Origin of the sequence: Pseudohalocynthiibacter aestuariivivens, assembly GCF_018457175.1 — a bacterium.
GTDB classification, from domain to species: Bacteria; Pseudomonadota; Alphaproteobacteria; order Rhodobacterales; family Rhodobacteraceae; genus Pseudohalocynthiibacter; species Pseudohalocynthiibacter aestuariivivens.
The window spans coordinates 16,013-31,842 of record NZ_JAGFNU010000005.1; the positions used below are offsets into that span (position 1 = coordinate 16,013).

Consider the following 15,830-nt stretch of genomic DNA (forward strand, 5'->3'; position numbering starts at 1 on the left):
TCCCTCATTCAGGGGGCATGTTTTCCTTCAGGTAAATATCAATTCGGATTCGTTCCTGCGCCGGGTTGAACGGAGCATCATCCGCAGTCGCCCGCAAAAGCCGTACAGCGCTACGCACCAGGTGCCCGGTATCCTGCGAAATTATTACGTCGAATATCCCCGTCTCCAAGGCTGCGCGGGATAGTGGTGTTAACTCATGCCCAACAACGACAATTTCTTGATCAAGGGCATTTTCGCGAAGAAACTGTATAAGCCCGTCATTCCCTGCCGCTGAAGAGTAAATCCCGCGAATATCAGGATGTTTCGCAAACAAAGGGGGTAACAACTTTAATAGTAGATCTGCATCATCGCGTCCTTCAAGCGATGGCAATATCTTAAATTCAGGGAACTCACTGGCCATGACTTCGTCAAAACCATGACGCCGCTCCAGATGATCACGCGCCAATCTTGAGCCAGTTATTACAAGAATCTTACCGTGATTTCCCGGCACGAACCGACCCATCAACTGGGCTGCGGTCTTACCTGCCGAGACGTTGTCTATACCAACAAAATGGTCACGCGACGAACTTGGCAAATCTGATACCAGCGAGACAACTGCGATTCCCTTTTCCTTTACGTGGTGAAGGGCATCACGAACCGACGGTGTCTCTGGCCCGAAGACGGCGATGCCGTCAATTTTTGCCGGATCAATACTTTCGACAATTCGGACGAGTTCCTGCGGATCAAAGGCGGGTACCTTGACGATGCTAAGCCGGGTTCGATCAGTCTGCAAATTCTCTGACTGCGCTGCAATCTGAGCTTCAAGAGCTGCGACAAACTCATTTTGGGTCGCTGGCAATACAAACAGAAGGTTGTAAATGCGCCGACGCGCCAAGTTGGCAGCCGCAGTGTCACGGACATAGCTGAGATCTCGGATAGCTTTGTTCACGCGTTCGATCGTAACAGACCGCACACCAGGGCGCGCGTTCAGGACGCGATCGACGGTTGCAAGACTGACCCCTGCAACGCGGGCAACATCGTTGACCGTTGGTTTGCCGGTTTTTTCTGGCACGAGCTTTGTCAAAGAAACCTCTAATTCAACCTATTTCACGCGCAAGGCCTTCGAAGACACGTGCGATGGCTTCAGCACCCGGATCGTTGTACCCGATCAGGTTTTCTTCAGGGACATAAGCGGCCCGGCCGGCCTTGGCAGTTCCTATTTTTGCTGTCAAATCCGCACCTTCTCGCGCTGCCAGGGCAGCGCTCTTAATGCCCTCAGATAATGCAGCAAGCGCCGGGTCCAACGCATCAATCATGGTTCGATCTCCTTTAACAGCTCCGCCAACTTGGCTGACACGCGCAAGCCCAGCACTCAGCGCTTCTGATATTGTCAGACCGCTTGCACATGCATCGCCAGCTGCGCCAAAATAGATTGCAAGAATTACGCCAGACGACCCGCCCATGGTCTGACTCAATTCATTACCAAGCGCTGGGAAAAGTTGGGTCAGATCTGCCAAGGGCATTTGGTCCATAGCACCCTTCAAAGCACGGGCTGCACTGGCCAGCGTGCTGCCTGTATCTCCGTCTCCAGACTTGGCATCAAGTTCATTCAAGGATCGTTCGGACTCAATTAGAAGGTCGCAGATCGCCTCTATCGTTGAGCGCGTGTCGGCGTTCTCTGACGGAATTGGACGGATTGGGCTCAGGCCATCTGGCAACGCGGCACTTTTCACACGCGCAATCGCCCGCATCTGCGGCCATGCTGCGAGTGCAACAGGCTCTTGCATTGCCGTGACCCATTCATCCTTGGCAGGCAACACTGAAACTGAAAACCCATGCATGTCCAGCGATGTCATCAGCTGGGCGGGTCCTATTATAAACTTGAAATCTTCTGAACGTTCAGCCGTTGCAAGTTCATAAGAAAGGACGGACATTTCCAAGGGCATGGTAGAGCCCAGGTTATTAAGAAGTACGATGTGCGGACCGGGCTGCAAATGCCCACTAAGCTTGTCCAGTACGGTTACCATCGCCGATTTTGCAGTGTCAAAGGCAACTTGCTCAACTCCTGCCTCGCCATGAATACCAAGACCGAGTTCTGCCATACCTCGTTTAATCCGGTTTTCCTTTTCGGAGCCCGGAATGGTGCAGGTATCGAGCGACATGCCAATCGAACGAACTGCAGAAATCACAGCACTGGCCTTTTCTTTGACCTTGGCCAGAGGTTCGCCCGCTTCTGCAGCGGCACCTGCGATTTTGTGGACAAACAACGTACCTGCGACGCCCCGTGCCTGTGGCAAGTCAGGTAAGGCGATATCATCGTCGACCACAACCATTTCCACATTTCGACCCAAAGCACGTGCGCGCTCTGCCGCCAGACCGAAGTTCAGGCGATCACCCGTGTAATTTTTGACAATCAGCAAACATCCTGCTTCGCCCGTTACGGCAAGAATGCCGGCAAGGACAGCCTCCACTGACGGTGAGGCAAAAACATCGCCACACACTGCTGCTGTTAGCATGCCCTGCCCCACAAAACCGATATGTGCCGGTTCATGGCCGGACCCGCCACCAGAAATCAGGGCGACTTTGGACTTATCCAAATCCGACCGATAGACAACCTTGATGTGCGGGTATCCGTCCAAACGCGTAAGTGCACCGCCAGACGCTGCCAGTATCCCATCGATTGCTTCTGTTACCAAGCTGTCTTTTGAGTTCACAAACTGTACCATCCAGTCGCCTCCCTAGTAAATTCGCGATCCATCCGCTTTAAAAAATAGCGGGTTTTTCGGTTCGATATTGATCGTTGTACCAGCGGGGTAATCCTGACCCGCCGCCGCAATAGTCGTAATGGCGTGGCCTTCCAGCATCAGGTGCAATCTGGTCTGATCACCCAGATGTTCCACCCGCTGAATCTGCGCTGGCTTGCCTTGCCCCTGCAGAATGTTCTCCGGGCGAAGGCCAATCGTATGTTCACCGTTTCGCGTGGTATCAAACAGATTTGCCGGCAAGATATTTATTCGCGGGAGGCCAAGGCGGCTCGCGACATATATGCTCTTTGGATCTTCGTAAATTTCACGCGGAGTTCCAAACTGCACGAGTTTGCCTTCGTGCAGTACGCCGACATGGGTCGCCATTGTCATGGCTTCAATTTGATCGTGAGTGACATAAAGTATCGTCGCGCCGAGGCTTGCCTGTATACGCTTCAATTCCACACGCAAATCGTTCCGCAACTTCGCATCCAAAGAGCTTAGCGGCTCGTCCATCAGGTAAATGGAAGGTTCCCGAACCAGCGCGCGACCAATGGATACCCGCTGCATTTCGCCACCCGAAAGCTCCGTCACTTTGTTGTCGAGCTTGTGCGATATCTGCAGAATCTCGGCCACTTCAGCCACTTGTTGCGCAATGACATCCTCTGGTGTTTTCAAGATCGGGGAGCGCAGTGGAAACTCCAGATTTTCCCGGACACTCATATGTGGATAAAGCGAATACTGCTGAAACACCATGGCCACATCCCTCTGCGCTGGTGTCTCATTGTTCACTGTGCGTCCGCCGATTTCGATACTGCCGGAACTAAGTTTCTCCAACCCTGAAATCAAACGCAAGGTCGTGGTTTTTCCAGCACCCGTTGGTCCGAGCAAGACCACAAACGCCCCATCGGGAATGGTCATCGACACATCATCGATTGCCTTGTTGGCACCAAATGTCTTGCAGATATTTCTGAGAACAACTTCAGCCATACGCAACCACTCCTTTGTTAAGTTCGGAGGCAAGGGCATTGCCCGAGTCAGCGTCGAACAAAGTGATCGTTTCAGGTTTGAAATCTAACCCGATCATTTCACCGACACGCACTGATTGGTGGGAGTCTACGCGCGCTTTTAGGGTTCCGCTCTCGCTCTCAAGCGTTATGATCTGGGTGGTCCCCAGATATTCCGATGCGAGTACCTTTGCACGCAATGCGCCCTGATCTGAAAGCTTTACGTGTTCAGGTCGAACCCCAAAGACAAGGTTACCCTTTGCGTTTTGGTGTAACTTCGGGACGGCGTAGGAAGAACCATTCATTGATACCTGCGCGGCACCTTGATGAGCCGCACCGTTGAAATGCAGAAAATTCATTGATGGTGAGCCGATAAAATCAGCCACAAACATGGTTGCGGGCTTGTCGTAAATTTCTTGTGGAGTACCGAACTGCTCGACAACTGCGTTGTTCATGACAACAATTTTGTCACCCATCTGCATTGCCTCAAGCTGATCATGGGTTACGTAAACCGTGGTCGCGTTCATTCGATCATGCAACGCGCGCAGTTCTTCTGCCATACGCTCGCGAAATTCCGCATCCAGCGCGCCAAGCGGTTCGTCCATCATGAATGCCTTGGGATCGCGCACAATGGCGCGTCCAAGGGCTACGCGTTGACGGTCGCCCCCTGACAAACCACCGACAGGTCGATCAAGAATATCTTCAATTCCAAGAATGCCTGCTACTTCCGCGACCTTGGTCTTTACATCACGCTTCGGCATGCCCTGGCTCACCAAAGGATAACTGATGTTGCGCCGCACATTCATATGTGGGTAAAGCGCGAACATTTGAAAAACAAAGGCGATGTCCCGTTTTGACGGGGGTTGCTGGCTGATCTCTTCACCATCCAGATAAATTTCACCTGAAGTTGGCAGTTCGAGCCCTGCAATCATCCGAAGCGTCGTTGTCTTGCCGCATCCTGATGGGCCAAGCAACATGAAGAACTCCCCATCTTCAATGGTGAATGAGCTTTCCTTGACAGCCGTGAAATCACCGAAGTTCTTGCGCAGGTTCTTTATGACAATCTCCGCCATGGTTTACTCCGGAAAATGGCTGACGATGATGAACATCACCGTGCCAACAAGGGTGACAATGAACGAATAGGTAAAGGCCCACATCACGAAAGGCTGCATCAGCATAAACACCCCGAATACGATAAAAATGGTGGCAACCAATTCCCATGGTCCACGACGCAAACGCATCAAGCCATTAATAAATTTATTCATTTTCGCACAGCTCCGAATGTAATCCCACGCAGCAGGTGCTTGCGAAGAAGGATCGTGAAAATCATGACCGGCAGAAGGAAAATCGTGGCACCCGCAGCGACAGCGGGCCAATCAAGGCCCCCAACGCCAATAATTGTCGGAATGAACGGCGGCGCAGTTTGAGCGGTGCCAGAGGTCAAAAGAACTGCAAAGGCATACTCGTTCCAGGCAAAGATCAGACAAAAGATTGCAGTTGAAGCGATGCCCGTCGCGGCCTGAGGCAGGACGATCTTATAGAACGCCTGAAAGCGGGTGTAGCCATCGATCAACGCTGCCTCTTCATACTCGCGCGGGATTTCGTCGATAAACCCCTTAAGAAGCCAGACGGCCAGAGATATGTTCACTCCTGTATAAAGAAGTATCATACCTAAATGTGTGTCTGACAGTCCCAATTTCCGGTACATCAAGAAGATCGGGATGGCGACGGCAATGGGCGGCATCATCCGTGTTGACAGGATGAAGAACAGCAGATCATCCGCCAAAGGTATTTTGAAGCGTGAAAATGCGTACGCTGCCAGCGTTCCTAGAAATATCGATAAGAAAGTGGAACCAAAGCCGATGATGACAGAGTTCAGGAACCGCTGCCCAAATTTCGAAGGTCCGGCAATCACCATACCGCGGTTACGAACAATTTCTTCCGCAAAGTTCTGTGGCGGCGGAAGGTTTTCCAGAGTTTCCTGACTGACCCGTGTTCGCGTCGTGAAAAGGTTTACGTAGCCTTCAAGCGAGGGTTCAAAATACACTTTTGGTGGATAACTTATGCTATCCGGAGGGGTCTTGAATCCCGTCATCATGATCCAGGCAAGCGGGAGAATTGTTATGATCGCATACAGAATGACCAGAGTTCCGGCGAACCATTTCTGTCGCTTAGTGGGTTCAGTAACAGAGTAGGTCATCGTTCTTTAACCTTGTTCAAAGCCTTGACGTAGATCGATGCCAGTCCAAAGACGGTCACGAACAGGATGATGGCAAAGGCACTGGAATACCCGGTCCGCCATTTTTCAAACGCCTCGCGCTTAAGATTAATTGATGCAAGTTCAGTGGTTGAACCTGGTCCACCGCCAGTCAGTTGCACGACCAGATCAAACATCTTGAAATTCTCGATCCCGCGAAACAACACCGCGAGCATAAGGAAGGGCATAACCATCGGAATGGTAATCGTGAAAAATTGCCGAAGCTTTGAAGCCCGGTCAACTTCTGCAGCTTCATAGATATAGTCTGGAATACTTCTCAGGCCTGCGAGGCAAATCAACATGACGAAGGGCGTCCACATCCACGTATCCACAATCACTATGGACCATGGCGCCAGATCGACGGATCCCAGCATTTCAAAACTTGATGGATCAGCGCCTGTAAAGAACGCAACAACATAATTGAACAGGCCTATCTGGGGTTGGTACAGGAATGTCCAGAAGTTGCCGACCACTGCTGGCGAAAGCATCATCGGCAGAACTATGATTGTGGTCCAGATGTCATTGCCCTTGAACTTGCGGTTGATCAGCCAAGCCAGCGTAAACCCGATAAGCACCTGAAAAAATATCGTCCAAAATAGGAAATGCGCGGTTGCCTGCATCGACAGCCAAATATCGCCATCTGTCAGAATGCGTTCATAGTTTCGCAGACCGATGTAATCGACAGCCCGGTTTATGCGGTTTGCTTTGAAATTCGTAAAGCTCAGATTGATCGTCCAGATCAGCGGGAAAATATTGATCGCCAGCAATAAGAAAATCGTCGGCCCGACAAATATCCAGGTGATCGCCCGGTCTGAAAGACCCCGAACTTTGCGGGCAAGCCGACGGGGCGTCGCCTTGGCAACGCGATTTATTGTCTTGTCAGACATTCTGGTGCGACCTTGTTATTGTTTTGCAATACGCTGGGCAAATCACAGCACAGCATCAGCAGGAGTGCCAGCAACCAAAGTCGCTGGCACTGTTTTAGATTTACAGCTTTCCTTCGTCCTCAAAAACCTCTGTCCAATCCTGGATCAGAAGATCAAGAGCTTCTTGGGCTGTGCCTTGGTCCGCAACAACGTAGTCATGCATCCGCTTTTGCATAGATAGCAAAAGTTCAGCGTAAACGGGCTCTTGCCAAAAATCCTTAACATCCTGCATTGCAACCAGAAAATCGCCAGCAAAGGGTGCGCTCGCTTCAAAACCAGGATCGTTAAGCACCGAATTATGCGCAGAGTAGCCACCAAGACCCCACCATTTGGCCTGAACTTCGGGCTGGGCGAACCAGGCAATGTATTCGAGAGCAGCATCCTGTTTGTCCGAATAGCTAACAACGGAAATGCCCTGACCACCCAAAGTCGACCCTGCATTGTTTTGTGGTGGATTTACAAAGAAGTCGATCTTATCGCCACCGACTCCTGGATCTGCATAAAGTCCCGGGAAGAACGCAAACCAGTTCATCGCCATAGCGACCTGACCTGATTTAAAGGCATCAAGACTCTCGCCCATATAGGCATTGGTGTATCCGGGCGGTGTGGCGGTTTGATAGAATTCTTTATAAAACTCAAGGGCCTCGACAGCTTCTGGCGAATTAACAGCGCCCTCCATATCATAAGACCCTGGAGTATTCTCGTATTTAAATCCCCATGGGTAAAGCGCACCAGTAACACCCATTGTGATGCCTTCAGAACCGCGTTCGGTAAAGATTGCTGCACCATAAACAGTGTTACCGTCAATTTCGCGTCCTTGGAAAAACTGTGCAATCTCCAGGAGCTCCAACTGAGAGGCGGGCTCTGCAAGCTCGCGCCCCGTCTGTTCCATGAACGCCGCACGGATGTCTTCACGTTCAAACCAATCTTTACGGTAGAACCAGCCATTCGCGTCACCCATAGCAGGAAGCGCATAATAGTTCGGCGTTCCCTTTGGCCATGTTGAATAGGCATAGACGGTTGCATCCGCGAAATCGTCCATGCTGATGCCCGCTGTGTCGAAGAAATCATTCAGCTTCACGTAGTGGCCGTTTTCTGCACCACCTCCGATCCACTGGCTATCCCCGATCAAAAGATCGCAAAGCTGCCCGCCCGAGTTCAGCTCGTTCAACATCCGGTCTGCAAAGTTCGGCCAAGGCACGAACTCAAAACTCATCGAGTGGCCGCTTTCGGCCTCGAATTCTTTACTGAGTTCCACCAATGCGTTTGCCGGGTCCCAAGCAGCCCAACACAGCGTTAGTTCTTCGGCTTGAGCAGTATTGGCAAAGGTTGCAGCAGCAATCGCAATCACACTAGCTGTCGCCAATTTATGACTATTCATTTCGTCCTCCCATCTGTGCGACCCCGCAGTCTTCATTTTCAATTTCGATTCGCGGTACGCACGAGCAAGACTAATTGAGGTACGTACCTCGAGTCTATCAATTTTTGATGGACGTACATCAAAATGGTGGAAATTCAGATTTTTACTGAGACAAATTAATAAGTTAATTTGCATCAATTTTCGTCTGGCTCTTTGGATTGATCTTCGCCTCGTAATACAGACCGCTGCATTTTATGGTAGAAACAGGTTATTGAGTGGAATGTTTTAGCACCTACTACATCCAAGAAAATCGCTGCGTACACGCGCTACAACTCATCTCAAGCGGTTTGCGTATTGCTGTTTTCGAGCAATCGCTAGATCGCATTAACTGATGACAAAGCGGCAATCTTCACGACTGTCGGTGCCTCCTGAGAGCTGCAATCGAAGTCAACGCAACGAAGCCGTACTTCGGCAAGAGTTCCTCGTTCTTTTTGCGGTCAAGGAGCTGGTGATCGCGACGTGGAGAAAAGGGCTGGGTCTCGACAATATTGAAACTCGCCTGACCCTAACACGCCGGTAGCGCCGTACAGTATTATTTCCACTTTTCGCGTGTTATTTTGTGAATAGCTAATAATTCCGAGACGCGGTTTAAACTGAGACAGCATCCATAAACTGCGCCCGAACCGTGCCCTTTTTAGTGCCCGATCCAACCACCCTTCCGCGGCGTAACATGAAGAAAATTCCTGCGTGCTCAAACGTGAAATCGAAATACTGTTCGACGAGTAAAATTGCCATATCAACCCAGCCACCCAGACAGGTGATGACCTTCCCAATCTGCTGAATGATGTTTGGCTGAATTCTTTCAGTTGGTTCGTCCAACAGCAAAAGTTTAGGTTTTATGATTAGAGCGCGGGCAATGGATAGCTGCTGTTGCTGATCGCCCGCGATATCCCCGCCGCGCCGATTTTGCATTTCATTGAGAACTGGAAACAAATCAAAGAATTTATCGGGAACAATATGCTCGGTTTTTGGTGTCTGAGGTCAGCACTCGTGCGACAGAGTTGAGGACTGCGACATAAAAATCGTTGATTCTTGTCTAAAAACATGTTTGTTAGCGCTAACAAAAATACAGTTAACACTGCACTTTACCCAAAAGACAACGAATTATTTCGGGAAGGCAAAATGACTCTGAGGATCGCAATTGACGGATTTGGGCGCATTGGGCGCAGAGTGCTGCGCGCTTTGATTGAAACCGAACTCAGGATGTTGAGGTGGTCGCCATCAACGATTTGGCTTTTCCGAAAACCTCGCCCCTCTGTTTAAATACAACAGCGTTCATGGCCGCCTAAAAGCCAAGGTCAAAGTTAAGGGCAATGTACTTGAAATAGAAGGGTATCCGATTCGCTTGACTGCCATACACAACTCGGCAGGATGTGACATTGCCTATGAGTGCACAGAATTGTTCACGACACGCGAGAAAGCAGCATTGCACCTTCAGAACGGATATGGCCGTGTGTTTATTACTGCACCCGGGACGGATGTGGACCGAACTGTCGTCTTTGGGGTTAATCACACCGATCTGACTGCAAATGACGTGATTGTCTCCAATGCCTCCTGCACGACCAACTGTCTCGCTCCAGTAGCCATGGTTCTCGACGAGGCCTTCGGCATCAAAACAGGATACATGACAACTATCCATTCCTTCACCGGTGACCAGCCGTCGCACGACACCAACCACCGTGACCTCTAACCGATCCGTTAGTCCTGCAAAACAAACACGCCGAAACGAAAAGGTCGAACACAATGGCACTGAACAAGACATTGAAAAGCGTAACGGACCGAATTGTCGCCCGCAGCGCCCCAACGCGTCAGATCTATCTGGATCGAATGCGCGAAGCACGGGCCAATGGTCCGGCGCGGGCGCATCTTTCTTGTAGCGGGCAGGCCCATGCTTTTGCCGCAGCAGGTGTTGACAAGGACCGGTTGGCGAAAACAAATGCCGGAAATCTTGGTATAATCACGACTTACAATGACATGCTCTCTGCCCACCAACCATATGAACGCTACCCCGAGTTGATCCGCGAAGCTGTGCGCAAGGTGGGGGGTACTGCACAGGTTGCTGGCGGTGTCCCTGCCATGTGTGATGGCGTGACACAGGGCACTGCCGGGATGGAACTGAGCTTGTTCTCGCGCGACGTTATCGCCATGGCTGCCGGAGTCGCGCTCAGCCACAACACGTTTGATGCTGCCGTATTCCTTGGTGTTTGCGATAAGATCGTTCCAGGGCTGGTGATCGCGGCGCAAAGCTTTGGCCACCTGCCTGCAGTTTTCCTGCCAGCAGGTCCAATGACCAGCGGGTTGCCCAATGAAGAAAAGGCCAAGGTGCGCCAGAAATTCGCCGCTGGAGAGGCGGGCAGGCAAGCGCTGATGGAGGCAGAAATGGCGGCCTACCACGGCCCGGGCACTTGCACGTTCTATGGCACAGCCAACACCAACCAGATGCTGATGGAATTCATGGGGTTGCATTTGCCTGGCGCGAGCTTCGTTCCTCCGGGAACCAGACTCCGCGATGCTTTGACAGTCGCAGGCGCGCAACGGGCACTGTCTTTAAGTGCGCTCGGGGAAAACTACACACCAGTTTGCGATATCCTTGACGAACGGGCATTCGTTAACGGAATTGTCGGGCTGAATGCCACGGGTGGTTCAACGAATCTTCTGATCCATCTGGTCGCAATGGCCCGTGCAGGTGGTATTATTTTGGATTGGAAGGATTTTTCCGATATTTCAGACGTAACACCGCTCATCGCCCGCGTTTATCCCAACGGGTTGGCAGATGTGAATCATTTCCACGCTGCAGGGGGGCTCGGGTACATGATTGGTAGCTTGCTGGAAGGCGGACTTTTGCATCCCGATACGCAAACAATCGCCGGAGTGGGCCTTGCGGAATACACCCGCGAACCCAAACTAATTGACGGAGATCTTCGCTGGCAGACTGGTGCCGGGCAAAGTCTCAACGAAAAGATTCTTCGCCCCGTTAGCGACCCCTTTCAGACAACCGGGGGGCTGAAGCGGTTAACCGGGTCGCTGGGAACAGCGGTGATGAAGGTGTCTGCTGTGGCAGAAGAACATCACGTGGTCGAGGCCCCAGTGCGTGTCTTTCACGATCAGAACGAGGTGAAAGACGCCTTTAAAGCTGGCGAGTTAACTGGCGACGTGATTATTGTCGTGCGCTTTCAGGGACCAAAGGCGAACGGCATGCCAGAATTGCATAGTCTGACTCCGCTACTATCGATTCTGCAGGGCCGTGGGCAGAAGGTGGCATTGGTCACCGACGGCAGAATGTCAGGCGCATCAGGCAAGGTACCTGCTGCGATTCACGTCTGTCCCGAAGCACTTGAAGGTGGCGCGATTGCGCAACTGCGTGACGGCGACCTGCTGTGCGTTGATGCGCGCGCTGGTACGCTGGAAATACTGACCGAAGGCGTGCACGCCCGCCCCGCCGCTCAGGCCGATCTGAGCGCCAATGAGGCAGGAACAGGACGCGATCTATTCACCGCTTTTCGCCGTGCCGTTGGCCCAGCCAACGCAGGTGCAACCGTTTTTGGAGACTGACCCATGACTCTCACTGCAAAAGATGCCAGTCATTTCACCCGCGAGATTTGTGCGCTTGCACCCATTGTTCCCGTGCTGGTTATTCACAACGTCGAGGACGCCCGACCTTTAGCAGAGGCACTCATCGCGGGTGGCTTGCCAGTGCTGGAAGTCACGCTACGCACACCCGCTGCACTGGGTGCGATCCGCGAGATGGCCAAAGTACCGGGTGGAATTGTCGGCGCGGGCACACTGGTTACCCCTGAAGACGTGCACGCAGCAAAAGAGGCCGGAGCAAAATTTGGCGTTTCTCCAGGAGCAACGAACGCATTGCTAGCAGCCAGCGAGGCCGCGACACTGCCCCTGTTGCCCGGCGCAGCCACCGCAAGCGAGGCAATGCGCCTGCTGGAGCGTGGTTATGACATGCTGAAATTCTTTCCTGCCGAAGCCTCGGGGGGGGTACCAGCGCTTAAAGCACTCGGAGCGCCGCTACCTCAAATAACGTTCTGTCCCACCGGTGGGATCAGCGTTACAAATGCACCCACTTACCTGAGCCTGATGAACGTACTGTGCGCCGGAGGGAGCTGGGTTGCTTCCCCTGATCTGGTGAAGGCAAAAAAATGGGATAAAATCGGACAACTGGCAAAAGAAGCCAGCGTTTTGAAGTAGCGCCCAGAACAAATCGCTTGGCGTACTCCAAAGCATTCAAATGCAGACCGAAGGTAAAAACTTCAACACAAGAATTACCTCAAAAATAACCCTTTTTGGAAAAAGTCCACTCCAAAGTGTTCAAAGGAAATACTCCTTTCAGAGATCGTCTCGCCAGGGGAATAGCCGGACACCGCACTATCCTGAAATCCGAACTGGGTGTCGGATCTGATATCAAAGCAGGCAAGTTGGTTAAGCTCCTTGCTGAATGCGCTCAATCTCGTTCCCTCCTGTAAATGCTGGCTCCTCCCAATCGGGTACAGCCAAGGCGCGTTCGCGCAATTGCCGACCAACCAGCCTTGATGCTGAATGCCCAAGACTCCGTTGCTTCAAAAAGACTAAAATATCACTGCCACCCGCAGTGCCCACCGTGTACACGGTCGTTCCGCATGATCGGCTAGGCGAAACCCTCGCCACCACATGACAAGCAACGTCTGGATTTGGTCCCCATACACCCTTCACAGCGGCCAAACAGTGGGTTGCTATTAAGATCTTTACCTGTAACCACCCGGCCTGATCCGCCGCAAATCTGGCACGGCGCACGACCGGTGCCATGGCAGCGGTGACACCGCCGTTTGACATGCGGCATCTGTTTCTTGCGAGTTGTATGTTTATCCATGCTTAACTCTTTAAACTCATTTGCCTTACATCAGAACACAAGCAGCGATTTCTGTCATCCTTTTCAGTTCGGCGATGTTTAGTCGGCTATCTGACTTACTCACTCCAACATATTTGGTGTGTCAGGTGACTGGCAGACAGCCTTTTAGACGGCGACGCCGTTTAAAGATGCGAGTAATAAAAGCCTCTCAGTCGACGAAAGTAGCCCGTTCAAAAAGAAACCCAAGTTGAACCAGAAATCCTCCTGATGCTAATTTCTCAAATCTGTCCCACGAGTTCTGACCTCATACAAACTAGAGCGGCGTTTCAGTTAGAAAACGCCGCTCTTATTTTCTGTCGCTACAATTACCAGCGTTTGGGACAAACGCAGGCCTGCAGTGCCTAGGAAGGCTTTGCCTTCAATCAGGCAAGATCAAAACGATCCGCATTCATAACCTTGGTCCATGCGGCCACAAACTCAGCTACGAATGCCTCTTGCGAGTCATCGCTTGCATAAACTTCAGCAAGAGCCCGAAGCTGTGAGTTAGACCCAAAGACAAGGTCCACACGGGTGCCGGTCCACTTCACTTTGCCCGTTGCGCGGTCACGACCTTCAAACACATTTTCAGAATCTGAAGCCGCTTTCCATTCTGTTCCCATATCAAGCAGGTTTACGAAGAAGTCGGTGCTGAGAGTCTCTGGACGGTCAGTGAAGACACCATGCTTGGACTGTCTAGTATTGGCACCCAAAACGCGCATACCGCCGACCAAGACTGTCATCTCTGGCGCGGTCAGTGTCAGCAATTGCGCCCGGTCAACCAACAGTTCTTCTGCGGATACGGCGTATTCGGTCTTAAGGTAGTTGCGAAACCCGTCTGCCATTGGTTCTAGCACCTCAAAGGACTCCACATCCGTTTGGTCCTGCGATGCGTCCGTACGACCAGGCGTGAAGGGAACTTCCACTTCGTGACCGGCATTTTTCGCTGCTTGCTCAACGGCGGCGCATCCACCAAGAACGATAAGATCAGCCAGCGAAACCTTTTTCCCGCCAGATTGTGAGCTGTTAAACGCCTTTTGGACACCTTCAAGTGCTTCGAGCGCTTTTGTCAGCTGGGCAGGTTGGTTAACTTCCCAATCCCTCTGTGGCGCGAGGCGGATGCGCGCGCCATTCGCACCGCCACGTTTGTCAGAGCCGCGGAAGGTTGCGGCTGACGCCCAAGCAATCGAGACAAGTTCGGAGATCGACAGACCCGTGGCAAGGATCTTGCCCTTGAGGTCAGCAACGTCCAGCGCATCAATAAGATCGTGGTCAACGTCAGGGATGGGATCCTGCCAGATCAGTTCTTCTGCTGGCACTTCCGAACCTAGATAACGTGAACTGGGGCCCATATCCCGGTGCGTCAGTTTGAACCACGCGCGAGCGAAGGCCTCTGCGAACTCATCCGGGTTCTCGTGGAACCGCTTCGAAATCGGTCCATATATCGGGTCCATCCGCATCGCCATGTCGGCGGTGGTCATGATCGTTGTCACGCGCTTCGACGGATCATGCGCAGCCGGTGCGAGGTCTGCATCGTCCGGATTGACCGGAACCCACTGCCAAGCGCCAGCGGGACTCTTTACAAGATCCCAATCATAGCCGAACAGAACGTCGAAGTAGCCGTTGTCCCATTTGATAGGATTCGGGGTCCACGCGCCTTCAATTCCGCTGCTGATCGTGTCGCCGCCATTTCCGCTGCCGTGGCTCGAGACCCAACCAAAGCCCATTTCTTCAAGGGGTGCACCCTCGGGCTCAGGCCCAACATACGCAGCGTCGTCCGCGCCGTGACATTTGCCAAATGTGTGACCACCGGCGACGAGCGCAACAGTCTCTTCGTCGTTCATCGCCATGCGGCCAAAGGTTTCCCGAATATCCTTGCCAGAGGCCAGAATGCTAGGCTCACCGTTCGGCCCTTCTGGGTTCACGTAAATCAGGCCCATCTGCACGGCGGCAAGGGGATTCTCAAGGTTGCGATCACCTTCGTAGCGCTTGTCGCCAAGCCACTCTGTTTCCGCCCCCCAGTAGATATCTTCTTCGGGTTCCCAGATGTCCTCACGTCCGCCAGCAAAACCAAACGTCTTGCCCCCCATCGACTCAATCGCGCAGTTTCCGGCGAGGATCATGAGATCAGCCCAAGAGATTTTGTTGCCATATTTCTGCTTGACCGGCCAAAGAAGCCGACGCGCTTTGTCTAGGTTTACGTTATCAGGCCAGCTGTTCAGAGGCGCGAAACGCTGCGAGCCCGAGCATGCGCCACCACGGCCATCTGCTGTCCGGTACGTGCCTGCGCTGTGCCACGCCATCCGAATGAAAAGCGGCCCGTAGTGTCCATAGTCGGCTGGCCACCAGTCCTGCGAGTCAGTCATCAGCGCGTTAAGGTCTTTTTTCAATGCCTTAAGGTCGAGTTTCTTGAACTCTTCCGCGTAGTTGAACGATGCACCCATCGGATCGGACAGCGAAGAATTTTGATGTAGAATCCTAAGGTTTAGCTGGTTTGGCCACCAATCGCGATTCGATCTGACACCAAATTTTGTGGCCCCGTGCATCACCGGGCATTGACCTGCGTTGTTTCCATCCATGATTCTCTCCGATCATAACTACATTGACTGAACTTGTCCTTGGAC

The 15,830-nt window shown here is 52.3% G+C and carries 11 protein-coding genes and 2 pseudogenes; 3 read left to right on the top strand and 10 right to left on the bottom strand.

Annotated features, from left to right (window positions below):
- Window positions 1-4: 4 nt before the first annotated feature.
- The 9 genes and pseudogenes from J4E70_RS08875 to J4E70_RS08915 form a co-directional block, all read right to left on the bottom strand.
- Window positions 5-1,063: a LacI family DNA-binding transcriptional regulator gene (locus tag J4E70_RS08875; protein WP_213888750.1), complete on the bottom strand. Its 1,059-nt coding sequence runs from the start codon at window positions 1,061-1,063 to the stop codon at window positions 5-7.
- Between the two features lie 13 nt (window positions 1,064-1,076).
- Entirely contained in the window at window positions 1,077-2,705 is a 1,629-nt protein-coding gene (locus tag J4E70_RS08880) for a dihydroxyacetone kinase subunit DhaK (protein WP_213888751.1), read from the bottom strand.
- A gap of 12 nt (window positions 2,706-2,717) precedes the next feature.
- Window positions 2,718-3,713 (bottom strand): ABC transporter ATP-binding protein, encoded by a 996-nt coding sequence (locus tag J4E70_RS08885; protein WP_213888752.1) that lies wholly within the window; start codon window positions 3,711-3,713, stop codon window positions 2,718-2,720.
- The gene (locus J4E70_RS08890; RefSeq protein ID WP_213888753.1) at window positions 3,706-4,803 is read right to left on the bottom strand and encodes an ABC transporter ATP-binding protein; all 1,098 of its coding nucleotides are present in this window, start codon (window positions 4,801-4,803) and stop codon (window positions 3,706-3,708) included. Before J4E70_RS08890 ends, J4E70_RS08885 begins: the two co-directional genes overlap by 8 nt.
- A gap of 3 nt (window positions 4,804-4,806) precedes the next feature.
- The gene (locus J4E70_RS08895; RefSeq protein WP_213888754.1) at window positions 4,807-4,995 is read right to left on the bottom strand and encodes a hypothetical protein; all 189 of its coding nucleotides are present in this window, start codon (window positions 4,993-4,995) and stop codon (window positions 4,807-4,809) included.
- Entirely contained in the window at window positions 4,992-5,930 is a 939-nt protein-coding gene (locus tag J4E70_RS08900; protein WP_213888755.1) for a carbohydrate ABC transporter permease, read from the bottom strand. Before J4E70_RS08900 ends, J4E70_RS08895 begins: the two co-directional genes overlap by 4 nt.
- Window positions 5,927-6,874, bottom strand: coding sequence for a carbohydrate ABC transporter permease (locus J4E70_RS08905; protein ID WP_213888756.1), 948 nt, complete (start codon window positions 6,872-6,874; stop codon window positions 5,927-5,929). Before J4E70_RS08905 ends, J4E70_RS08900 begins: the two co-directional genes overlap by 4 nt.
- Before the next feature lie 100 nt (window positions 6,875-6,974).
- Complete coding sequence (locus J4E70_RS08910) at window positions 6,975-8,294, bottom strand: ABC transporter substrate-binding protein (protein ID WP_213888757.1); 1,320 nt, start codon at window positions 8,292-8,294, stop codon at window positions 6,975-6,977.
- A 627-nt stretch (window positions 8,295-8,921) separates the two neighbouring features.
- Window positions 8,922-9,305 (bottom strand): annotated as a pseudogene (locus J4E70_RS08915) (ATP-binding cassette domain-containing protein); the annotation flags it as partial.
- A gap of 150 nt (window positions 9,306-9,455) precedes the next feature.
- Here J4E70_RS08915 and J4E70_RS08920 point away from each other — a divergent pair.
- The 3 genes and pseudogenes from J4E70_RS08920 to eda form a co-directional block, all read left to right on the top strand.
- Window positions 9,456-10,020, top strand: a pseudogene (locus J4E70_RS08920) (glyceraldehyde 3-phosphate dehydrogenase NAD-binding domain-containing protein); the annotation flags it as partial.
- Window positions 10,021-10,076: 56 nt separating this feature from the next.
- The gene (gene edd, locus J4E70_RS08925) at window positions 10,077-11,885 is read left to right on the top strand and encodes a phosphogluconate dehydratase (protein WP_213888759.1); all 1,809 of its coding nucleotides are present in this window, start codon (window positions 10,077-10,079) and stop codon (window positions 11,883-11,885) included.
- Window positions 11,886-11,888: 3 nt separating this feature from the next.
- A complete protein-coding gene (eda, locus tag J4E70_RS08930; RefSeq protein ID WP_213888760.1) occupies window positions 11,889-12,533 on the top strand; it encodes a bifunctional 4-hydroxy-2-oxoglutarate aldolase/2-dehydro-3-deoxy-phosphogluconate aldolase in 645 nt (214 codons plus the stop codon).
- A 1,059-nt stretch (window positions 12,534-13,592) separates the two neighbouring features.
- Here eda and katG read toward each other — a convergent pair.
- Window positions 13,593-15,785, bottom strand: coding sequence for a catalase/peroxidase HPI (gene katG, locus J4E70_RS08935; protein ID WP_213888761.1), 2,193 nt, complete (start codon window positions 15,783-15,785; stop codon window positions 13,593-13,595).
- Window positions 15,786-15,830: the final 45 nt, after the last annotated feature.